This window comes from Paracoccus aminophilus JCM 7686 (genome assembly GCF_000444995.1).
GTDB classification, from domain to species: Bacteria; Pseudomonadota; Alphaproteobacteria; order Rhodobacterales; family Rhodobacteraceae; genus Paracoccus; species Paracoccus aminophilus.
In genome coordinates, this window is record NC_022041.1 from 3,416,769 (window position 1) to 3,437,223 (window position 20,455).

The following is a 20,455-nucleotide window of genomic DNA, read 5'->3' on the forward strand; positions in this document are numbered from 1 at the left end:
GGGGTCATGTCGCCGGGTGATAGCTCTCGAAGGTGATATTATCGGCAGTCTTGCGCGCCAGCGCCTCCTGCTCGGCCGAGCGGATCGTCCAGCACAGCACCGGCACGCCCTGCGCTTTCAGCGCCGCGACCGCCGGATTGTCCAGATCAACGCGATCATGCGAGATGAAGCACGAGCCCGAGCGCACGTAATCCTTGATCGTGGCCAAAGCGGCGCGCTCTTCGGCATCAAGCATCGGCCATTCATCGGCGTCATAGGCGCAGGTGGTCAGGCCGACCGGAATGTCCGGCGCGGCGCGGTGGAAGGCCGCGACGGTTTCGGGGTTGAAGGACATCACCGCCACCGGCCCGCTATAGGCCTTGAGCTGCTCGGCCACCCGGTCCTGAAGATCGCCGATATTCGGCCCGAGACGGCCGTCCTGATCCTTGATCTCGATGAGCAAAGGCACACGACCCGCGACTTCCTTGAGCATCTGCGCCAGCGTCGGGATCGCCTCATCGGTGCGCAACAGACGGAATTCGCTTAATTCTTCCAGCGCGCAATCGGCGACGAAGGCCTCATCGCCGCACATCCGGCTGAGGTCGTAATCGTGAAAGACGATCGGCGTGCCCTCGGCAGTGTGCTGGATGTCGCATTCGATCGCATAGCCCGCCGCGATCGCCGCGCGAAACGAGGCAAGGCTGTTTTCCGGAACGCCCGGGCTGTGCAAGCCGCGATGGGCGACGGGCATGGTCAGAAGCTCACGCGGAAGGACTGTCATCGCGCCACCTCGAACACAGCTTCGATTTCGACGGCAACGCCGCGCGGCAGCGCGGGCGCGGACACGGCGGCGCGGGCATGACGGCCCCTGTCGCCGAAGACCTCGACCATCAGATCCGAGCAACCGTTGATGACCTCGGGCTGGTCGGTGAATTCCGGGGTCGAATTGACGAAGCCCGTCAGCTTCACCACCTGCGCCACCCGGTCAAGCGAGCCAAGCGCCGCACGCGCCTGTGCCAGCAGCGCCAGCCCGCAGGCCCGTGCCGCCTCGGCACCAGCTTCGGCAGCCATATCCGCGCCCAGCCGCCCGGTGATCAGCCCACCGGCATCCGAGCTGATTTGACCCGAGACGAACAGCAAATTTCCCGTCTGAACATAGGGCACATAATTGGCGGCCGGAGCCGGTGCTGCGGGAAGCGTGATCCCGAGTTCCGCGAGTTTGCTGTCTATGCTCATGGCCTGTCCCTTGTTCAAGGTTCCGATTCCTGCGAATTCTCGCGTCCCGCAGGGTCCTGTGCAAGCGGAATGAGACGCCGACCTCAGGCGACCAGCGCCTCGGCGCGCTTGAGATCGACGCTGACAAGCTGGCTGACGCCCTGCTCGACCATGGTCACGCCAAAGAGCCGGTCCATCCGGGCCATCGTCACCGCATGGTGCGTGATCACAAGGAAGCGGGTGTCGGTGCGGCGCCGCATTTCATCCATGAGATCACAGAACCGGCCGACATTGGCATCGTCCAGCGGCGCATCGACCTCGTCCAAAACGCAGATCGGCGCGGGATTGGCCAGAAAGACCGCGAAGATCAGCGCCAGCGCGGTCAGCGTCTGCTCACCGCCCGACAGAAGGCTAAGCGTCGCCAGCTTCTTGCCCGGCGGCTGGCACATGATTTCAAGCCCCGCCTCCAGCGGATCGTCGGATTCGACCAGCACCAGACGCGCCTCGCCCCCGCCGAAGAGATGGGTGAACAGCGTCGCGAAATTGGCGTTGACCGTGTCGAAGGCGGCCAGCAGACGCTCGCGCCCTTCGCGGTTCAAACTGCCGATCCCGGCGCGCAGCTTGCGGATCGCCTCGGTGAGATCGTTCTTTTCGCCCGCAAGCCGGTCGCGCTCGGTTTCCAGCTCACGCTTATCGTCATCGGCGCGCAGGTTGACCGAGCCCAGCCCGTCGCGCTGCTGGCGCAAGCGCCCGATCTCGACTTCCAGCCGGTCGGCCTCGGGCATCTCGGCGGGATCGGCGCCAAGCGCGGTCAAAAGCGCCTCGGGCGAGCCCTCGGTTTCTTCAAGGATGCGCGCGCGGGCGGCGGCCTCGGTTTCGGTCGCGGCCTCGGCGCGAGCTTCACGGGCGGCGCGGGTCTCGCGCGCCTCAGAGGCGGCGCGTTCCGCCTCGCGCTCAGCCTCGGCCTTCAGGCGGACGGCAGTATCGGCCCCGGACAAAGCCGCGCGCGCGCGCTGCAGGCGGTCCTCTGCGGCTTTCTCGGCGGCAATCAGCACCACGCGGCGCTCGGCCAGAAGATCGGGCTGGGCCTTGGCCTCTTCGAGCTCTTCCAGCGTTTCCTCGCGCCGTTCAGAGAGCTCGGCGGCGCGCCCCCCGGCCTGATCGAGCCGCAGCCGCCAGCCCGATTCCTCCTTGCTGATCTCTTGCAGACGCTTCAACCGCGCCGTGCCCTCGCGGCGCAGCTCGTCCAAAGCCGAGCGCCGGGTCATGGTCGCGATCCGCGCCGCCTCGACGCCGGTGCGGGCATATTCGACCGCCGCCGCCGCCGCACCGCGATCGGGGAGCTCCGCCAAAGCGCGCTCGGCCTGCATCAGCCGCAGCGCCGCATCTTCGGCATCCGCGCGGTGACGGGCAAGCTCGGCGCGCGCGGATTCGGCGCGGCTGTTGGCCAAAGACAGCTCGGATTCGCTGCGCGTCGCCGCCCGCGCCGCCTCGGAAAGCGCACGCTCGGCCTCACGACGCTGATCGCGGGCGCGCTTTTCTGCGGTGGTGGCGCTGTCGAGTTCCGCTTTCGTTTCAAGATGTTGGCTGGCCGCATCCTCGGCGCGCGCGCGCGCCTCTTCGGCCTGACCGGTGATCTCGGCCAGTTGGTTGACCTTTTCGAGATGCAGCGCAGCGCTGGACGAGGCCTCTCCCGCCATGACCCGCATCCCGTCCCAACGGAAGAGATCGCCCGCGGGCGTGACCAGCCGCTGACCGGGCTTCATCGCGCCTTGCATCGCGGCCCCTGCCGCCGCATCCGCGACCAGCCCGACCTGAGACAGACGCCGCGCCAAAGCCTCGGGGCCAGTGACATGGGGGCCAAGCGGGCGCGCGCCTGCGGGCAGCGGATGATCGTTGCCGTAACCCGGCAGAAGATGCCAGCCCGAGCCGCCGTCCTCGGCGAGCCCCGCTTTCAGATCATCGCCCAGAGCCGCGCCGAAGGCCGCCTCATAGCCCTTGGCCACGCGCACCGCATCGAGGATCGCGCGTCCGCCGGTCTCGCCGCGCTCGACCAACCGCTTCAGCGCCGCCATTTCCGAGGCCAAAGCCGAAGCCTCGCCCTCGGCCTCGGCGCGGGCCGCGCGGGCGGCGCTTTCGCGGATCTCGAATTCAGCGCGGGTGGCCTCGGCCTCGATCAACGCCTCTTCGGCGCCCTCGGCGGCCTCCCGCGCGAGGCTTTGCGCCTCTTCGGCACCGGCCAAAGCGGCAGCGGCCTCTTGCCCGGTACCTGCGGCCTTGACGGCGGCCTCTTCAGCCAGCCCGGCGGCTTTCTGGGCGCGGTCCTGCATCGCGCGCAGATCGCCCGCCAGCCGCTCCGCCGATTGGTGACGCGCCGCCAGCCGAGCGGATTCGTCGGTGAGTTCGCCCAGTTTCAGCTCGACCTCGCGCAGGGCCTCGGCGGCCTCTTCGGCGGCGGACAAAGCATTGTCGACGCGGTCGTCATGGCCCTCGGCGGCCTTGGCGATGCCGTTGCGTTCCCATTCCAGCCGCTCGACCATCTCGCCCGCATCGCGGTTGAGCGCGGTTTCGCGGTCGATGTCGCGTTGCAGCTGGGCGATCCGGGCCGAAAGCGTCTCGATCGCCTGATAGGCGCGGGCCTCGACCTCGTCCAAGGCCTCGCGCTCGACCGTGGCGCGCGAGAGCACCGCCGCCGCGATCTGCTCCTCTTCGCGCAAGGGCGGCAGCACGGTCTCGGCCTCTTCGCGCGCTTCGATGGCGCGACGGGCGGCAGCCTCGAGGCTGGCGGCGGATTTGATCGCCTCCTGCAGCGCAGTGGCGGCTGCGGCGCGGCCCTGATCCGCCTCGGACCAGCGCAGATAGAGCAGCACGCCCTCGGCCCGGCGCAAAGCCGCGCCGATCTCGCGATATTTCGCCGCCGCGCGCGCCTGACGCGCCAGCGAGGCCGCTTGCGACGTCAGTTGGTCGAGCGTGTCATCGACGCGGGTCAGGTTCTGCTCGGCGGCATTGAGCTTCAGCTCGGCCTCATGGCGGCGCTGATAAAGCCCCGAGATCCCCGCCGCTTCCTCAAGGATCCGCCGCCGCGCCTTGGGTTTGGCGTTGATCAGCTCGGAAATCTGGCCCTGACGCACCAAAGCGGGCGAATGCGCGCCGGTCGAGGCATCGGCGAAGAGCATCTGGACATCCCGCGCCCGCACTTCCTTGCCGTTGATGCGGTAGGCCGAACCCGCGTCGCGGGTGATTCGGCGCGAAATGTCGAGCATATCGGCTTCATTCACCGAAGCTGGCGCAAGGTGGTCGCGGTTGTCGATGGTCAGCGTGACCTCGGCATGGGCGCGCGCGCCGCGCCGGGTCGTGCCCGCGAAAATCACATCCTCCATCCCGTCGCCGCGCATGGCGGTCGGGCGGTTTTCGCCCATGACCCAACGCAAAGCTTCGAGCAGATTGGACTTGCCACAGCCATTGGGTCCGACGACGCCGGTGAGCCCTTCCTGGATGACCAGATCGGTCGGGTCCACGAAGCTTTTGAAGCCATTGAGGCGAAGGCGGTCGAAGCGCAAAAAACTATCCACAGAATCGGGTGACGGGTCGGCGGATTTTCTGGAAAACCGCGCCCGAGGTCAACCAATCCCGCTAAATCTGGGCGGCACGTTGCAGCGCGCCACAAGATTTGAGGGATCAACAGAAGCTCGCGCCAATGGTATGAGGGGCCATGATCCCCGCGCTCGCCCTCATCCTGTGCTTTCAGCTGCTTGGCGAAACCATCTCGCGCGGGCTGGGCCTGACGCTGCCCGGGCCGGTGATCGGGCTGGTTTTGCTGGTCGTGGCGGGCGTGCTGCGGCCCCGGCTGATCGAGTTCCTGCGTCCCGCCGCCTCGGGGCTTCTGGCCAATCTGTCGCTGTTCTTCGTGCCTGCGGGCGTCGGCATTGTCGCCCATCTTGGGCAGTTTCGCGACCATGCCTTCGCGCTTGGCGTCGCGCTGGTCGTCTCGACGGTGCTGGCGATTGCGGCGGGCGCGCTCGTGTTCACCTGGGTCGCGAAGCTGACCGGCCAAAGCGAGGAGCCGCCCGAATGAAGCTCGATAACGCGGTGCTGCTCTGGTCCTATCTGACGCAGGGGCCGCTGTTGTGGCTGACGGCGACGCTGATCGCCTATTGCATCGGAGACGCGATCTTTCGCGCGGCCTCGCGCCGCAGCATCGCCAATCCGGTGATGATCGCGGTCGCCATTCTGGCGGTGGTGCTGGGCGTGACCGGCACCGATTACAAAACCTATTTCGAGGGCGCGCAATTCGTCCATTTCATGCTCGGCCCGGCGACGGTCTGTCTGGGCCTGCCGCTTTACGACAACCTGAGCCGGCTGAAACACGCGGTTCTGCCGCTTCTGGCGGCGCTGGTCGCGGGATCGCTGACGGCGGTGGTCTCGGTGCTGCTCATCGCGCAATATTTCGAGCTTGGCCCGGTGATGATGGCCTCGCTTGCGCCGAAATCGACGACAGCCCCGGTCGCGATCGGCATCTCGGAAAGCCTTGGCGGCGAGCCGACGGTCACGGCGGTGCTGGTCATCCTGACCGGGATCGTCGGCGCGATCGTGGTGACGCCGCTGCTCAATCTGCTGGGGATCCGGGACTGGCGCGCGCGCGGCTTTTCGGTCGGCGTCGCCGCCCATGGCATCGGCACGGCGCGGGCCTTTCAGGTCAACCAGACCGCGGGCGCCTTTGCCGGTATGGGCATGGGGTTGAACGCGGTGCTGACCGCGATCATCGCGCCGCTGGTCCTGCATCTCTTCCAGTAACCAACTAACCAACAAAAAAGGCCGCCCCGAAGGACGGCCCGGCAATGCCATTGGTTGCGCGAAGCCTTAAGCGGCTTCGGCTTCTTCGGCGGCGTGGCGACGCTCGCTTTCCTCGCGCGAAAGCGCGACCGAGGTGCGCACGCCCTTGGCCACGAATTCCATCAGGCCCTTCACCACGCGCTCGTTCGGGTCGATGCCCGCGCAAGACAGCACTTCACGGCCGTCGCGCGACCGCGCCCAACGGGCGATCTGGTCGGGACCATTGCCATATTTCTTGTCATCGGCGATAGCGTCGTCGAGCGCGGCAAGAACCACTGCGGCAAAAAGCTTGCGGGCGCGCTGGCCCTGTTCGAAGTTGAAAGCCGAACCATCAACGAAGTCGCGCATCTCGATCATCCTTGTTCATTGCCGGCAAAGTAAGCCGGATGTGGGCAAATGAGTTTGCCCAGAATTTTTTCCTAGCCTTTGGGGCGGTACCGGGGGGAATATCCCTAACCGAAGTGATTCGGTATGTCCCTGCCCGCATGACCGCCATGCACCCCACGCAACCCCGGCCAATTTAGGGCATTAGCGCCCTATTACTACGGAATTGTGACGGAGTTTTTGCCGCGGCGACCCTTGACAACGCCTGAATTGCGATTCGGTTGCCTGCGGTCCAGACAAAAGTTATAGCTGCGGGCGATACGGCCGGATTCGCCTGTGCCGTCAAAAAATATCACATCTTTTCAAGGCTCTCCAAATGCCCAAGATCAATGGCAATGAAATCAAGCCTGGTGCGGTTCTGGAACATGACGGCGGCCTTTGGGCTGCGGTCAAGGTTAACCACGTCAAACCGGGTAAAGGCGGCGCCTTCGCTCAGGTCGAGCTGAAGAACCTGCGCGACGGCCGCAAGCTCAATGAGCGCTTCCGCTCGGAAGACAAAGTCGAGAACGTCACGCTGGAAACCAAAGACCAGCAGTTTCTTTATGAAACCGACGGCAAGCTCGTGTTCATGGACAATGAAACCTTCGAGCAGGTCGAGCTCGATTCCGAGCTGCTCGGCGACCGTCGTCCCTTCCTGCAAGACGGCATGACCGCGACCGTGCAATATTACGGCGATGAGGCCCTGATGGTCCGCATCCCGCAAAAGGTCATCTGCACCATCGTCGAGACCGAGCCGGTCCTGAACGGCCAGACCGCCGCGAAAAGCTTCAAACCGGCGATCCTCGACAATGGCGTGCGCATCATGATCCCGCCTTTCGTCGGCACCGATGAAAAGGTCGTCGTGAACACCGAGCTCTTCGAATATTCCGAGCGCGCCTGAGCCTCGGCCCTTCTGGAAAGGCCCGGCGCGCTGCCGGGCCTTTTCCTTTTGCCGCAAGCACCTATCTCATGCGGAATCCCGCATCGTTTCAGGAGCAGGCCATGACCGAATCTCCCACCCCGACCGATCTTCCGATCCACAAGGAAAAGCTGACCGGAGGCGGACGCTACGTTCTGCGCCTGCCCGATCTGGCCGATGAGGCCGAGCTGAGCTGGCATGATGCCGCGCCCGGTGTGATCGTGGCCGACCATACATTCGTGCCGACCTCGATGCGCGGCCGCAATATCGCCTCGGCTCTGGTCGCACGGCTGATCGCCGATGCCCGCGCCCATGGGCTCAAGATCGTCCCGCAATGCCCCTATGTGCGCGCGCAATTCGACCGCCATGCCGATTGGGCGGATCTGCGCGCCGTGTTGTAAGGCCTCAGCTGCGCGCCAAAGCGGCGCGCAATTGGTTCAGCATCACGGTGGCCGCCGGGGTCGGCGCGCGGTCCTTCAGCGTAATGATCCCATAGGACGAGACCGCAAGATCGGGCGCCACCGGCAACAGCCGGATCGGCGCCCGCACCCCCTCGGCCTCGGCAAAAAAGCCCGCCGCTGCCGTCGACATCGTGCCGACCGCATCCGAGCGCGTGACGAAGGCCAGCGTCAGCATCAGCGAGCTGGTCCCGATCACCCGCGCGGGCATTGGCAGGCCATGGGCCAGCAGGAACTGCTCGACCGTGGTGCGCAAAAGCCCGCCCGGCGGCTGCATGATCCAGTCATAGCCCAGACAATCGGCCAGCCCCTTGGGCGGCGTCAGTGCCAGCGGATGGCCCTCGCGCACGATCAGCGCCAAAGGCTCGGAGCCGATGGGCGTGACCTCGAAAAGCGCCGGATCGACGGTTTCGGGCACGCGACCGATGCAGAAATCCAGCCGCCCCGACAGCAACTCAGCCACCAGCCGGTCGCTTGAATCGACGGTGACATTGATGCCGAGATCGGGCTCGCTGCTGCGCAGGCTTTGCACGATCGGCAGCACCAGATCCAGCGACGGTCCCGAGACCGAACCGAGATGGACCGAGCCGATATGGCCGCGGTCGATGTCGCGCACCTCGCGCGCGGCAATATCGAGGTTGCGCATGAGGTGGCGCGCCCGCTCGGCCAGCCGCTCTCCGGCCGGGGTCAGGGTGATGCCGCGGGGATGACGCTGCGTCAGACGCGCCGCCACGATGCTTTCAAGATCCGCCATCATCCGCGACGCGCCGGGCTGAGTCATATTGAGAATCGCTGCCGCGCGGCTCATCTGGCCGGTGTCCTCGACCGCCAAAAGCAGAGAGAGCTGCTTCAATTTGATCCCGCGAGAGACCAGTTCCTCGCCGAGTTCACGCTTCATTTTTCAGCCTCCGCTGGGGTTCTGTTAGCGTATGACAGTCGATATACCAAAAACAGTATACCATCCCGCGAAAACTGCAATTGACGGTCATATCTCCTCCCCTCTAGCCTTTCTGCAAGCGGCTGGGACCGCTTGCGCGGCACGGCTGCGCAATCAGGGGGAGAGGCATCTGCACGTCAAAGACCGATCCGCGCTGCGGACGGCGCGTGCAGAGCCGCGCATCGACAGGGAGAGAACATGCAGAACCTCAAGACAGTGGCGGTAACGCTGGCCTCGGTGGCCACGCTTTCGTTCCCGGCTTTTGCCTGGGCCGAGGGCACGGTCGGGATTTCGATGCCGACCAAGACCTCGCAGCGCTGGATCGACGACGGCGGCAATATGGTCAAGCAGTTCGAGGCGGCGGGCTACAAGACCGATCTGCAATATGCCGATGACGACATTCCGAACCAGCTTTCGCAAATCGAGAACATGATCACCAAGGGCGTGGATGTTCTGGTGATCGCGGCGATCGACGGCACGACGCTGTCGAATGCGCTGGCCAATGCCAAGGCCGCCAATATCAAGGTCATCGCCTATGACCGCCTGATCCGCGACACGCCGGATATCGACTATTACGCGACCTTCGACAACTTCAAGGTCGGGGTGGAGCAAGCGACCACGCTGGTTGACGGGCTCAAGGCCAATTTCCCGGATGTGAAGCCGTGGAATGTCGAGCTGTTCGGCGGCTCGCCCGACGACAACAACGCCTTCTTCTTCTACGATGGCGCCATGTCGGTGATCCAGCCGCTGATCGACGATGGCTCGATTGCGGTGCCCTCGGGCCAGATGGGCATGGACAAGGTCGGCACCCTGCGTTGGGACCCGGCAGTGGCACAGTCGCGCATGGATAACCTGCTCTCGGCCAATTACACCGACAAGCATGTGAACGCGGTCCTGTCGCCCTATGACGGGCTGTCGATCGGGATTCTCTCGTCGCTCAAGGGCGTGGGCTATGGCTCGGGCGATCTCAAGATGCCGATCGTCACCGGACAAGACGCCGAGGTCCAGTCGGTGAAATCCATCGAGGCGGGCGAGCAATATTCGACGATCTTCAAGGACACCCGCGAGCTGGCGAAAGTCACGGTCAACATGGTTAACGCCATGCTGGAAGGCAAAGATCCGGAAGTGAACGACACCAAGACCTATAACAATGGCGTCAAGGTCGTGCCGTCCTACCTGCTGCAGCCGGTGCCGGTGACGAAGGAAAATATCCAGAAGGTTCTGATCGATTCGGGTTACTATTCGGCCGATAAGCTGAAGTAACTCCCCCGCCACCCCGGCCGGGGCGCGCGCTGTGTCTGCGCCCCGGTCCCTCATGAGGCCGCGATGGACACCATCCTGGAAATGCGGGGAATCACCAAGGAATTCCCCGGCGTGAAGGCGCTCAACAACGTCAATATGGCCGTGCGCCGCGGCGAGATCCGCGCGCTGGTCGGCGAAAACGGCGCTGGCAAATCGACCCTGATGAAAGTGCTGTCCGGGGTCTATCCCCACGGCAGCTACGAGGGTGAAATTCTCTATAACGGCAAGCCCATGGCCTTTCGCGGCATCCATGACAGCGAGGCGCAGGGCATCGTCATCATCCACCAAGAGCTTGCTCTGGTGCCGCAGATGTCGATTGCCGAGAATATCTTTCTGGGCAACGAGATCGCGACAAACGGCATCATCGACCGGCGCGAGACCAACCGGCGCACCGCCGAGCTTCTGGCTCAGGTCGGGCTGCGCGAGAATCCGGCGACCAAGGTCGGCGAGCTCGGCATGGGCAAGCAGCAGCTTGTCGAGATCGCCAAGGCGCTGTCGAAAAAGGTCGAGCTTCTGATCCTCGACGAGCCGACCTCGTCGCTCAATGAAAACGACAGCGCGGCGCTGCTGCAACTGCTGCATGGGTTTCGCGATCAGGGCATCACCGCGATTCTGATCTCTCACAAGCTCAATGAAATCTCACAGGTCGCCGACAGCATCACAGTGTTGCGCGACGGCGCGACGGTTGCCCATCATGACCAGATGGTCAGCGAAGAGCAGATCATCCGCGACATGGTCGGCCGCTCGATGGACGACCGCTATCCGCCGCGCGATCCGCGCATCGGCGGCGTCGTGATGTCGGTGCGCGACTGGACGGTCGAGGATCCCGGCAATGCACAGCGTCTGCTCGTCAAAGGCGCGGGCTTCGATCTGCGTCAGGGCGAGGTTCTGGGCATCGCCGGGCTGATGGGCGCGGGCCGGACCGAGCTCGCCATGAGCCTTTTCGGGCGCTCGGTCGGCAAGTTCCGCGCGGGCGAGGTGACGATCCACGGCAAGGCCGCCGATCTCTCGACCGTGCCGCGTGCGATCCAAGCGGGGCTCGCTTATGTGACCGAAGACCGCAAATCTTTGGGCCTCGTTCTGATCGACACGATCCGGCGCAATATTCCCTTGGCCAATCTGGCCGGGGTCGCGACCAAGGGCGTCGTCGACCGCCACCGCGAGGGCGAAATCGGGCGCGACTTCCGCAAGCGCATGAACATCCGCTCCTCCTCGATCGAGCAGGCGACGGTGAACCTGTCAGGCGGCAACCAGCAAAAGGTCGTGCTGTCGAAATGGCTGTTCACCGAGCCCGAGATCCTCATTCTCGACGAGCCGACGCGCGGCATTGATGTCGGCGCGAAATATGAAATCTACACGATGATCCGGGATCTGGCCGAAAGCGGGAAATCGGTCATCGTGATCTCGTCGGAAATGCCCGAGCTTCTGGGCATCACCGACCGCATTCTGGTCATGAACGAGGGCCGCATCGTCGGAGAACTGCCGACCGCCGAAGCCTCTCAGGAAAAAATCATGGCGATGATCATCCGGTCCGGCAGCAATGCCAGCGATCCGACCGTCACCGTCGCAGAAATCGAGGCGGAGGCCGCTCATGTCTGACACCACCACCCCAGCCGCTCCGGCAACGCCAGCGGGCGGCACCTTCGGCTTCATCCGCCGCAATATCCGCGAATATGGCATCTTGTTCGCGCTGGTCGTGATCATGCTCTTCTTCCAGATCGTGACCGGCGGCATCCTGTTCCGGCCAGTGAACCTCACGAACCTGTTCTTGCAAAACAGCCATATCGTCATCATGGCAGTGGGGATGCTGCTGGTCATCGTCGCGGGCCATATCGACCTCTCGGTCGGCTCGGTCGCGGCTTTCGTCGGCGCGGTTGCCGCCTATATGATCGTGAAAATGGGCCTGCCTTTGCCCGTCGTCATTCTGGGCAGCCTGATCACCGGCGCGATCATCGGCGGCTTGCAGGGCTATTGGATCGCCTATTGGAAGATCCCGTCCTTCATCGTGACCTTGGCCGGGATGCTGGTCTTTCGCGGGCTGACGATGACGCTTTTGCAGGGCACCAACATCGGCCCCTTCCCGCAAGAGTTCCAGAAAATCGCCTCGGGCTTCATTCCCGACATCTTCGGCGTCGGCAAGCCGAACGTGCTCTCGCTGGTTCTGGGCTGGGGTGCGGCGATTGCGATCCTGTGGCTGCAAATCCGCAGCCGCAAACGCGAAGAAGCCACCGGCACCGCCGACGAGCCTTTCGCCTTTTTTGCGGTGAAGAACGGGCTGATCTTTCTGGCGCTGGTCTGGATGACCTGGACGCTGGCGAATTTCCGCGGTCTGCCCAATGTCTTCATCGTCATGGCGGTGCTGGTCGCGCTTTACGCCTTCATCTCCGAGCGCATGACCGTCGGGCGGCGCATCTATGCGATCGGCGGCAATGCCAAGGCGGCGAAGCTCTCGGGCATCAACTCCGAGCGCGTGGTCTTCCTGACCTTCGTCAATATGGGGATGCTGGCTGCCTTGGCGGGCGTCGTCGTCGCCGCACGCCTGAACTCGGCCACGCCCAAGGCGGGCGTCGGTTTCGAGCTTGATGTGATTGCCGCCGTCTTCATCGGAGGCGCCTCGATGGCGGGCGGTGTCGGCACGGTGATCGGTGCGGTCGTCGGCGCCTTTATCATGGGCGTGATGAACAACGGCATGTCGATCCTCGGGATCGGCATCGACACCCAGCAGATCATCAAGGGCCTCGTGCTTCTGGCCGCCGTGATCTTTGACGTCGCCAACAAGCAAAAGAGCTAAGACCGCATGACCCAGACAGAACTCGCCATCATCGGGCTTGGCAAGATTGCGCGCGACCAGCATGTGCCCGCGCTGGCCGCGAGCCCCGCGTTCACCCTTGCCGCGACCGTCGATCCGGTCTCGCGGCGCGAGGATGTGCCGGCCTTCACCAATATCTCAACCTTTCTGGCCCAGATGCCAGAGGTCGGCGCGGTCTCGCTCTGCACCCCGCCGCAGGTGCGCTTTGCCGTCGCGCGCGAGGCGCTTTTGGCGGGCCGCCATGTGCTTTTGGAAAAGCCGCCCGGCACCACGGTCAGCGAGGTGATGACGCTTGAACGCATCGCCCGCGATCAGGGTCGGACGCTCTTCACCGCATGGCACAGCCAGTTCGCGCCGGGCATTCCCGCCGCGCGCGACTGGCTCGCGCCGCGCCGCATCACCGCGATCACCGTGACCTGGCGCGAGGATGTGCGGCGCTGGCATCCCGGTCAGGACTGGATTTTCGAGCCCGGCGGCACCGGGGTTTTCGACCCCGGCATCAATGCCTATTCGGTGCTGACCGCGATCTTGCCGGTCGCGCTTTACACCACTGGCGGCACGCTCGAAGTGCCCGCGAACCGCGAAACCCCGATTGCCGCGCAGCTCACCATGCGCACGGAAGAGGGCGCGCCGGTCGATCTCGATTTCGACTTCCGCGAGACCGGCACCCAGACCTGGGACATGCTGATCCGCACCGATCAGGGCGATCTCGCGCTGTCTCAGGGCGGCGCGCGCATTGTCGCGGATGGCGCGCTCATTTCGGATGAGGGCGCGCTCGCGGGCGAATATGACCGTATCTATGCCCGCTTTGCCGAGCTGATCGCCAAGGGCGAAAGCGATGTCGATCTGACGCCCTTCCGCCATGTCGCCGATGCGATGATGCTGGGCCGTCACAAACAGACCGACGCTTTCGCATGGTAAGTGACGCTTCGGCAGAGGCCGCGCCGGACCTTGCGGGCGGCCCGAAAACCATGGCCAATGGCGGCGCGAGCCGGCCCGCCTCCGGTGCGGGCACGGCATCTTCTGACAGCGCAGACAGGGCACGCATGACCGTTTCTCTTTTCGACCCCCGCTCTTGCGAGCTTGGCGAAGGTGCCTTCTGGCATCCCGAGCGCGAGCAGGCCTTCTGGTTCGACATCCTGAACCGCCGCCTGCTCAGCCTCGAGAAGGGCGAGCCGAAAAGCTGGCAATTCGACGAGCATGTCTCGGCGGCGGGCTGGATCGACCACGACCGACTGCTGATCGCCTCGGCCTCTGCGCTCTTCACCTTCGATCTGCGCAATGGCCTGCGCCGCGAACTGGCCGAGTTGGAGACCCATCTGCCCGGCAACCGCTCGAATGACGGGCGTGCCGATCCGCAGGGCGGTTTCTGGATCGGGACGATGGCGCTGGACGAAGAGCCCGGCGCGGGGGCGATCTACCGCTATTACCACGGCGTGCTGCGCCCGCTTTACACCGGCATCAGCATCCCCAACGCGATCTGCTTTTCGCCGGACGGCCGCACCGCTTATTTCGCCGATACCGGGGCGCAAAAACTCTGGCGGCAAAGCCTCGATGCCGAGGGCTGGCCGCAAGAGCGCCGCGAGGTTCTCATCGATTTCGCGCCGACCGGGCTTTATCCCGATGGCGCGGTCACCGATGCGGCGGGCAATCTGTGGATCGCGCAATGGGGTGCCGGGCGGCTCGCCTGCCACGGCGCCGATGGCAGCTTTGTCGAGGCCGTGGCCCTGCCTGCAAAACAGGTGACCTGCCCGGCCTTCATCGGCGCAGCACTCGACCGGCTGATCGTGACCAGCGCCGCCGTTGGTCTGGGCGAGGCGCCGCAGGGCCAGACCTTCGCGATCGACCGCCCGGGGCTCAAGGGCCTGCCCGCCCCCCGCGTCAGCGTGCCCGCATGACCGCCTTTGGCGTGCTCCCGGACGGCCAGCCGGTCGAGCAGATCACGATTTCCGGCCATGGCCTCACGGCCTCGGTCCTGACCTTTGGCGCGCGTTTGCAGGATCTGCGGCTCAAGGGCATTCGTCATCCGCTGGTTCTGGGTTTCCCGGATCTTGAGCCCTATTTCGAGGAAGGCCTCTATTTCGGTGCCATCGTCGGGCGCTTTGCCAATCGCATCGGCGAGGGCCGTGCCCGGATTGGCGAGACCGAGTATCAGCTCGACCGCAATTTTCTCGGCAAGCATCTGCTGCATGGCGGCAGTGCCGGAACGGCCGCGCGCAACTGGCGCATCCACGCGGTCTCGGACGACAGCGTGACGCTTTCGGACCGCCTGCCGCAAGGCGATATGGGCTTTCCCGGCAATCTCGACATCCGCGTGACCTATACGGTCGTGGCCGGGCCGAGCCTGCAGATCACCATTGCGGCGATGTCGGATGCCGAGACTTTGTGCAATTTCGCCCAGCACAGCTATTTCAACCTTGATGGCACGGCGGATGTGACCGGCCATTACCTGCAGATCCTCGCGCCCGATTACACCCCGGTCGATGCCGAGCTGATCCCGACCGGCGCCGTCGCACCGCTGGCCGGGACCGCGTTCGATTTCTGGCACCCGCGTCTGCTGGACGAGGTCGATGTGCTGGCCGAACTGGACCACAATTTCTGCATCGCCAGCGCCCGCCTGCCCCAGCCCGTGCCCGCCGCGCGGCTGTCCGCCGGGGTGCTGACGATGGAAATCACCTCGACCGAGCCTGGGATTCAGGCCTATGCCGGGGCCTATCAGCGCCCCGGCGCGCCGGGTCTCGCCGGTTTGCCCTATGGCCCGAATGCCGGGATCGCGCTGGAATCGCAGCTCTGGCCGGATGCGCCCAACCATCCGCATTTCCCCGATGCGTTGCTGCGTCCGGGCGAGACCTATCTGCAAGAGACCTGCCTGACCTTCTCGCGGCGCGACCTCTAGCCCACCAGATCGCCGCTTGCCCCGCGCTCCGAAGCCGCTAACGTCGCGCCAAAGGCGAAAGGGGCAGGCATGACGATCCTTGGGGCGATTGCGGATGATTTCACCGGGGCGACCGATCTCGCCGGGCTGTTGGCGCGCAGCGGGGTCTCGGTCTCGCTGCGTCTGGGCCTGCCGTCAGAGCCCGCCGACGGGTTGGCCGATGTCGAGGTGATCGCGCTCAAATGCCGGACGATCCCCGCCGCCGAGGCCGTCGCGCAAAGCAGGCGGGCCTTGGACTGGCTGCGCCACAGCGGCGCGCGGCAGTTCTACTGGAAATATTGCTCGACTTTCGACAGCACGCCTGCGGGCAATATCGGCCCGGTTGCCGAGGCTTTGGCGGCGGCCCTTGGCGCCGATCAGGTGATCTATTGCCCGGCCTTTCCCGAGAATGGGCGGCGGGTTTTCATGGGCAATCTCTTCGTCGGGCATCAGCCTTTGGCCGAAAGCCCGATGAAGGACCATCCGCTGACGCCGATGACGGACAGCGACCTGACCCGGCTGCTCGCGCCCCAGCTCGACGGCGCGCCGGTCGGGCTGATCGACTGGCCGACACTGGCGCGCGGGCCTGCCTCGGTGCGTACCGAGCTCGAGATTCTGGCCGCGAGAGAGATCCGCCATATCGTGAGTGATGCGGTCTCGGATCATGATCTGGAAACTCTGGCGCGCGCTTGCCGCGACATGGTGCTCCTGTCCGGCGGAAGCGCCTTTGCCGCCACCCTGCCGCCCCTGTGGCGCGAGGCGGGTCTGACCGGCGCGGCCCTGCCCCCGGCGGTGCCGCAGGATCTGGGCAGCGGCGCGATTGTGCTGTCGGGAAGCTGCTCGGCGATGACGCGGGCACAGGTGGCGGCGCTGCGGCCCCATATCGCGCATCTCAAGCTTGATCCGCTGACGCTCGCACGTGACGGCACCGGCGCGGCGCGCGACTGGCTGGCCAATCATCCCGCGAACCAGCCGGTGATGATCTATGCCACCGCCGAGCCTGCCGAGGTACGCCATGCCCAGTCCGCACTTGGCACCGCGCACGCGGGCGAGATCGTCGAGGCCTGTCTGGCGCAGCTTGCGCAAGATGCCCGGGCCGAGGGGCGCGCGCGTTTCGTCGTCGCGGGCGGCGAGACCTCGGGCGCGGTCGCCCATGCGCTTGGCGTGCGGCGCTTGATGATCGGCCCCGAAATCGCGCCGGGCGTGCCTTGGACCTTTGCCGAAGACGCGCAGGGGCCGCTGGCGCTGGCGCTCAAATCGGGGAATTTCGGCGCGGAGAGCTTCTTTAGCGATGCTTTCGCGGCGCTCGATCGCATCGCCTGACACAACCCGGCAGCGGATGACGGCCCCCTTCGGGGCCGCCCCACGGATCAGGCTACGCTCAGGCGCGGGTGACCTGCTGGCGCTGCTCGCCCAGCCCGGTGATGCCAAGGTGCATGACCTCGCCGCCTTTTAGATAGACCGGCGGCTTTTGCCCCATGCCGACGCCCGGCGGCGTGCCCGTGGTGATGACATCGCCTGGGAGCAGCGTCATCAGCTTCGAGCAATAAGCGACCAGCGCCGCGACATTGAAGACCATCGTCCGGGTCGAGCCGGTCTGGAAGCGCTTGCCGTCGATGTCGAGCCACATGTCGAGATTGCCCGGATCGCTGATTTCATCGGTCGTGACCAGCCAGGGGCCGATCGGGCCGAAAGTGTCGAAGCCCTTGCCCTTGTCCCAAGTGCCGCCGCGCTCGATCTGCCATTCGCGCTCTGACACGTCATTGACCACGCAATAGCCTGCCACCGCCGCCATTGCCTCGGCTTCGGACAGGTTGCTGGCGCGGCTGCCGATGACGACGCCCAGCTCGACCTCCCAATCGGTCTTGGTCGAGCCCTGCGGGATCTTCACATCGTCATTCGGCCCGACGATGCAGCTCGTCCATTTGTTGAAGACGACCGGCTCGGCGGGCACGGCCATGCCGCTTTCGGCGGCGTGATCGGCATAGTTCAGCCCGATGGCGACGAATTTGCGGACATGGCCGACGCAGGCCCCGATCCGGGGCGTGCCCGGGACCGCAGGCAGGCTGGCCGGGTCAAGCGCGGCGATCCGGGCCAGACTCTCCGGCGTCAGCGCGTCATCCGCGATATCGGCAATATGGCCCGACAGATCGCGGATCGTGCCATTGGCGTCCAGCAGACCCGGCTTTTCCTGGCCTTCAGGGCCATAGCGCAGAAGTTTCATCCCGTCCTCCTTTGATTCGACGGTCAAAATGTCAAAATCTGGAGGCCCTGTCCCGGTGAAACTTCTCTCTGCGCGTTAATGCTGACCTGCCGCGCGCGAGGGGTCAGACGGCGGCGGCGTCGGAATCGCCGGGCTCGCCGGTTTCGCTGATCTCGCGGAAATGGTTTTCGATATTGAGCACCATATCAGCAAGATGGGCAGCGACCTCGGCCTTGACCGCCCCGACATCGCGGGCGCAAAGCGCGGTCAGGATGGCGTTGTGCTGGCGGATCACGCGCTCGCGCGATTTCTTGCGCCGGGCCGACAGATAGCGCGCGCGCCAGAGCCGGGCCATATAGGCGCCATGGGTTTCGGCCAAAGCGGCATTATGTGAGGCCGCGACAATGGCCGCGTGAAAGCGCATGTCGATCTCGAAGACATCTAGCGTATCGGCCGTGTCATAGATCGCCTCGAGCTCTTCCTTCAGCGCGGTGATCTGCGCCAGATCGGCCTCGGTCGCCTCAAGACAGGCGAGCTCGGCCGAAAGCGTTTCCAGCGCATGAAGCACGCGGACCTGATCAATGATTTCCTTGAGCGAGGGATCCGCGACCACCGGGCTGCGCAGAGGCCGCAGCTGCACCAGCCCCTCTTTCGCAAGGATCCGGATCGCCTCGCGCATCGGCGTGCGGCTGACGCCCTGCTTTTCGGCATTGTCGCGCTCTTTGATCGGCGCGCCGGGCGGCAGCGTGCCGCGCAGGATCTCGCGGCGCAGCTCATAGGCGATCGAATTGGCGAGCGTGTCCTCGGTCGCCATGGTCAGACCCGGTTGACCGGGGTCAGCGCGGGCTGACCGTCCAGAACCGCGCGCAGGTTCTGGCGTTGCAGCGCGCCCATCTCGGCCCGCGTCTCGGTGGTGGCCGAGCCGATATGGGGCAGCAAAAGGACATTGTCCAAGGCAAGGAAGCGGCGGTCGATATTCGGCTCGTCGCGGAACACATCAAGTGCCGCGCCCCGGATCAGCCGATTGCCAAGGGCTTGCAGCAAGGCCTCTTCATCGACGACCGAGCCGCGCGCGATATTGATCAGCGTGCCATCGGCGCCCAAGGCCAGAATGACCTCGGCCGAGACCGCGCCCTCGGTGTCCGGCCCGCCGACCAGCGCAACGAAGAGGTCATCGACCGCCGCGGCAAGGCTGGTCGCATCGGCATGATAGGTCCAACCGGGCGTTTCTTTTTCCTGACGCGAGACATAATGGATCTCGCATTTGAAGGCGGCGAGACGGTTCGCGATCTCGCGCCCGATCCGACCAAGCCCGAGGATCCCGACACGCCTTCCCGATGCCTTGCGCGCCAAGGCCAAGGGGCGGCCCTGATGCCACGCGCCCTCGCGCAGCCAGTTTTCCGCCGGATACATCTGCCGCGCCAAGGCGATCCACATGGCAACGGCCAGATCGGCAACGTCATCGTTCAGCACATCGGGCGTGTTCGTGACCTGAATGCCGCGCGCGGTTGCGGCCGGAATGTCGATTGCATCGTAACCGACGCCGAAATTCGCGATCACCTTCAACCCGGGCAGCCGATCCATGACCGCCCCGTCGAGCGCCGCGCCGCTTTTATAGGCCAAAGCCGCGACGGCCTCGCGCCCCGAAAGCCCGGCCAGATCGTCGAGCCCGGGCAGGATCTCGGCCCCAAAGTCCTGCCGCAAGGCCTCGGCGTCGAGATCGCTATACGTCCCGATTGCAAGCACGCGCATCGGCATTCCTTCTCTTGCTTCAGCCGCGTCCGATGAACGGCATATTCGTCGCCATCACGGTCACGAACTGGACATTGGCGCCCTCGGGCAGGGTCGCCATGAACCAGACGGTTTCGGCGATCTGCTGGGCATCCATGACCGGCTCGGGCTTGATCGAGCCATCGGCCTGCGGCACGCCCTTTGTCATCGCCGCCGCCATCTCGGTCAAGGCATTGCCGATGTCGATCTGACCGCAGGCGATGTTGAAGGGCCGCCCGTCGAGACTGAGCGTCTTCGTGAGCCCCGTCACCGCATGTTTCGAGACGGTATAGGGCACCGAGCCCGGTCGCGGCACATGGGCCGAAATCGAGCCGTTGTTGATGATCCGCCCGCCCTGAGGGCTTTGCGCCCGCATCTGGCGGAAGGCCGCGCGGGCGCACAGGAACATGCCGGTGATGTTCACATCGGTAACGCGCTTCCAATCGGCGACCGCGATCTCGTCGATGAGCTGGGAAAAGAGCGCAGCACCGGCGTTGTTGAACAGCGCGTCGATCCGACCCCAGCGGTCGATGACGCGGGCGAAAGCGGCCTCGACTGCCGCCTCGTCGGTGACATCGCAGGGCAGGATCAGGGCATTGGCATGGCCCTCGGCGGTTTCGGCCAAAGCCGCCTCGCGCCGCCCGATCAGGCCGACGCGCCAGCCCTCGGCCAGAAAGCGCCGGGCGGTGACGCGGCCCAGACCGCTGCCGCCGCCAGTGATCACAATCGTTCCCGCCATGCCCTCTCCCTTCG

Annotated in this window: 20 protein-coding genes; 11 read left to right on the plus strand and 9 right to left on the minus strand. The window is 65.3% G+C overall.

The features are described 5' to 3' along the window. Positions 1-4: 4 nt before the first annotated feature. From JCM7686_RS16665 to JCM7686_RS16675, 3 genes are all read right to left on the minus strand, one after another. Positions 5-760, minus strand: coding sequence for a glycerophosphodiester phosphodiesterase family protein (locus tag JCM7686_RS16665; protein ID WP_020951966.1), 756 nt, complete (start codon positions 758-760; stop codon positions 5-7). Beyond that, entirely contained in the window at positions 757-1,215 is a 459-nt protein-coding gene (locus tag JCM7686_RS16670) for a RidA family protein (RefSeq protein ID WP_020951967.1), read from the minus strand. The genes JCM7686_RS16665 and JCM7686_RS16670 overlap by 4 nt, the downstream gene beginning before the upstream one ends. A gap of 83 nt (positions 1,216-1,298) precedes the next feature. Continuing rightward, positions 1,299-4,754, minus strand: a complete 3,456-nt coding sequence (locus JCM7686_RS16675) for a chromosome segregation SMC family protein (protein ID WP_041528047.1) — start codon at positions 4,752-4,754, stop codon at positions 1,299-1,301. A 152-nt stretch (positions 4,755-4,906) separates the two neighbouring features. On the opposite strand from JCM7686_RS16675, the gene JCM7686_RS16680 reads away from it, so the two are divergent. Together JCM7686_RS16680 and JCM7686_RS16685 are read left to right on the plus strand one after the other, a co-directional pair. Further along, a complete protein-coding gene (locus tag JCM7686_RS16680) occupies positions 4,907-5,269 on the plus strand; it encodes a CidA/LrgA family protein (RefSeq protein ID WP_020951969.1) in 363 nt (120 codons plus the stop codon). After that, complete coding sequence (locus tag JCM7686_RS16685; protein WP_020951970.1) at positions 5,266-5,988, plus strand: LrgB family protein; 723 nt, start codon at positions 5,266-5,268, stop codon at positions 5,986-5,988. Before JCM7686_RS16680 ends, JCM7686_RS16685 begins: the two co-directional genes overlap by 4 nt. 66 nt (positions 5,989-6,054) lie before the next feature. Here JCM7686_RS16685 and JCM7686_RS16690 read toward each other — a convergent pair whose 3' ends face one another. Beyond that, positions 6,055-6,375 carry a DUF6280 family protein gene (locus JCM7686_RS16690; RefSeq protein ID WP_020951971.1) on the minus strand — a complete coding sequence of 107 codons (321 nt, stop codon included), beginning with the start codon at positions 6,373-6,375 and terminating at the stop codon, positions 6,055-6,057. A gap of 352 nt (positions 6,376-6,727) precedes the next feature. Here JCM7686_RS16690 and efp point away from each other — a divergent pair, with 352 nt between their 5' ends. Both efp and JCM7686_RS16700 read left to right on the plus strand, forming a co-directional pair. Further along, positions 6,728-7,291: an elongation factor P gene (efp, locus tag JCM7686_RS16695; protein ID WP_020951972.1), complete on the plus strand. Its 564-nt coding sequence runs from the start codon at positions 6,728-6,730 to the stop codon at positions 7,289-7,291. Between the two features lie 101 nt (positions 7,292-7,392). Next, positions 7,393-7,710 (plus strand): GNAT family N-acetyltransferase, encoded by a 318-nt coding sequence (locus JCM7686_RS16700; RefSeq protein WP_020951973.1) that lies wholly within the window; start codon positions 7,393-7,395, stop codon positions 7,708-7,710. Positions 7,711-7,714: 4 nt separating this feature from the next. On the opposite strand, the gene JCM7686_RS16705 is transcribed toward JCM7686_RS16700, so the two are convergent. Continuing rightward, positions 7,715-8,665 (minus strand): LysR family transcriptional regulator, encoded by a 951-nt coding sequence (locus JCM7686_RS16705; protein ID WP_020951974.1) that lies wholly within the window; start codon positions 8,663-8,665, stop codon positions 7,715-7,717. A gap of 237 nt (positions 8,666-8,902) precedes the next feature. Here JCM7686_RS16705 and chvE point away from each other — a divergent pair, with 237 nt between their 5' ends. From chvE to otnK, 7 genes are all read left to right on the plus strand, one after another. Next, positions 8,903-9,967, plus strand: a complete 1,065-nt coding sequence (gene chvE / locus JCM7686_RS16710) for a multiple monosaccharide ABC transporter substrate-binding protein (protein WP_020951975.1) — start codon at positions 8,903-8,905, stop codon at positions 9,965-9,967. 63 nt (positions 9,968-10,030) lie between these two features. Beyond that, positions 10,031-11,605, plus strand: a complete 1,575-nt coding sequence (gene mmsA / locus JCM7686_RS16715) for a multiple monosaccharide ABC transporter ATP-binding protein (RefSeq protein WP_020951976.1) — start codon at positions 10,031-10,033, stop codon at positions 11,603-11,605. Continuing rightward, positions 11,598-12,797 carry a multiple monosaccharide ABC transporter permease gene (gene mmsB / locus JCM7686_RS16720; RefSeq protein ID WP_020951977.1) on the plus strand — a complete coding sequence of 400 codons (1,200 nt, stop codon included), beginning with the start codon at positions 11,598-11,600 and terminating at the stop codon, positions 12,795-12,797. Before mmsA ends, mmsB begins: the two co-directional genes overlap by 8 nt. 6 nt (positions 12,798-12,803) lie before the next feature. Further along, the gene (locus JCM7686_RS16725) at positions 12,804-13,736 is read left to right on the plus strand and encodes a Gfo/Idh/MocA family protein (RefSeq protein WP_020951978.1); all 933 of its coding nucleotides are present in this window, start codon (positions 12,804-12,806) and stop codon (positions 13,734-13,736) included. A 125-nt stretch (positions 13,737-13,861) separates the two neighbouring features. Continuing rightward, entirely contained in the window at positions 13,862-14,713 is an 852-nt protein-coding gene (locus JCM7686_RS16730; RefSeq protein ID WP_041527430.1) for an SMP-30/gluconolactonase/LRE family protein, read from the plus strand. Next, positions 14,710-15,711 carry an aldose epimerase family protein gene (locus JCM7686_RS16735; RefSeq protein WP_020951980.1) on the plus strand — a complete coding sequence of 334 codons (1,002 nt, stop codon included), beginning with the start codon at positions 14,710-14,712 and terminating at the stop codon, positions 15,709-15,711. Before JCM7686_RS16730 ends, JCM7686_RS16735 begins: the two co-directional genes overlap by 4 nt. Before the next feature lie 69 nt (positions 15,712-15,780). Then, complete coding sequence (gene otnK / locus JCM7686_RS16740) at positions 15,781-17,052, plus strand: 3-oxo-tetronate kinase (RefSeq protein WP_020951981.1); 1,272 nt, start codon at positions 15,781-15,783, stop codon at positions 17,050-17,052. Positions 17,053-17,110: 58 nt separating this feature from the next. Here otnK and JCM7686_RS16745 read toward each other — a convergent pair whose 3' ends face one another. The 4 genes from JCM7686_RS16745 to JCM7686_RS16760 form a co-directional block, all read right to left on the minus strand. Next, positions 17,111-17,953 (minus strand): ureidoglycolate lyase, encoded by an 843-nt coding sequence (locus tag JCM7686_RS16745; RefSeq protein WP_020951982.1) that lies wholly within the window; start codon positions 17,951-17,953, stop codon positions 17,111-17,113. A 103-nt stretch (positions 17,954-18,056) separates the two neighbouring features. Further along, on the minus strand, positions 18,057-18,746 hold the full coding sequence (locus JCM7686_RS16750) for a GntR family transcriptional regulator (protein ID WP_020951983.1): 690 nt from the start codon (positions 18,744-18,746) through the stop codon (positions 18,057-18,059). 2 nt (positions 18,747-18,748) lie between these two features. Beyond that, the gene (locus JCM7686_RS16755; protein WP_041527431.1) at positions 18,749-19,690 is read right to left on the minus strand and encodes a 2-hydroxyacid dehydrogenase; all 942 of its coding nucleotides are present in this window, start codon (positions 19,688-19,690) and stop codon (positions 18,749-18,751) included. A gap of 13 nt (positions 19,691-19,703) precedes the next feature. Continuing rightward, on the minus strand, positions 19,704-20,441 hold the full coding sequence (locus JCM7686_RS16760; RefSeq protein ID WP_020951985.1) for an SDR family oxidoreductase: 738 nt from the start codon (positions 20,439-20,441) through the stop codon (positions 19,704-19,706). Between the last annotated feature and the right edge of the window lie 14 nt (positions 20,442-20,455).

Coding starts and splice junctions, on each gene's coding strand:
- chvE (WP_020951975.1), top strand. CDS start 8,903: ATGCAGAACCTCAAGACAGTGGCGGTAACGCTGGCCTCGGTGGCCACG.
- JCM7686_RS16670 (WP_020951967.1), bottom strand. CDS start 1,215: ATGAGCATAGACAGCAAACTCGCGGAACTCGGGATCACGCTTCCCGCA.
- JCM7686_RS16755 (WP_041527431.1), bottom strand. CDS start 19,690: ATGCCGATGCGCGTGCTTGCAATCGGGACGTATAGCGATCTCGACGCC.
- JCM7686_RS16700 (WP_020951973.1), top strand. CDS start 7,393: ATGACCGAATCTCCCACCCCGACCGATCTTCCGATCCACAAGGAAAAG.
- mmsB (WP_020951977.1), top strand. CDS start 11,598: ATGTCTGACACCACCACCCCAGCCGCTCCGGCAACGCCAGCGGGCGGC.
- JCM7686_RS16680 (WP_020951969.1), top strand. CDS start 4,907: ATGATCCCCGCGCTCGCCCTCATCCTGTGCTTTCAGCTGCTTGGCGAA.
- mmsA (WP_020951976.1), top strand. CDS start 10,031: ATGGACACCATCCTGGAAATGCGGGGAATCACCAAGGAATTCCCCGGC.
- JCM7686_RS16685 (WP_020951970.1), top strand. CDS start 5,266: ATGAAGCTCGATAACGCGGTGCTGCTCTGGTCCTATCTGACGCAGGGG.
- JCM7686_RS16735 (WP_020951980.1), top strand. CDS start 14,710: ATGACCGCCTTTGGCGTGCTCCCGGACGGCCAGCCGGTCGAGCAGATC.
- JCM7686_RS16750 (WP_020951983.1), bottom strand. CDS start 18,746: ATGGCGACCGAGGACACGCTCGCCAATTCGATCGCCTATGAGCTGCGC.
- JCM7686_RS16760 (WP_020951985.1), bottom strand. CDS start 20,441: ATGGCGGGAACGATTGTGATCACTGGCGGCGGCAGCGGTCTGGGCCGC.
- otnK (WP_020951981.1), top strand. CDS start 15,781: ATGACGATCCTTGGGGCGATTGCGGATGATTTCACCGGGGCGACCGAT.
- JCM7686_RS16725 (WP_020951978.1), top strand. CDS start 12,804: ATGACCCAGACAGAACTCGCCATCATCGGGCTTGGCAAGATTGCGCGC.
- JCM7686_RS16730 (WP_041527430.1), top strand. CDS start 13,862: ATGACCGTTTCTCTTTTCGACCCCCGCTCTTGCGAGCTTGGCGAAGGT.
- JCM7686_RS16745 (WP_020951982.1), bottom strand. CDS start 17,953: ATGAAACTTCTGCGCTATGGCCCTGAAGGCCAGGAAAAGCCGGGTCTG.
- JCM7686_RS16665 (WP_020951966.1), bottom strand. CDS start 760: ATGACAGTCCTTCCGCGTGAGCTTCTGACCATGCCCGTCGCCCATCGC.
- efp (WP_020951972.1), top strand. CDS start 6,728: ATGCCCAAGATCAATGGCAATGAAATCAAGCCTGGTGCGGTTCTGGAA.
- JCM7686_RS16690 (WP_020951971.1), bottom strand. CDS start 6,375: ATGCGCGACTTCGTTGATGGTTCGGCTTTCAACTTCGAACAGGGCCAG.
- JCM7686_RS16705 (WP_020951974.1), bottom strand. CDS start 8,665: ATGAAGCGTGAACTCGGCGAGGAACTGGTCTCTCGCGGGATCAAATTG.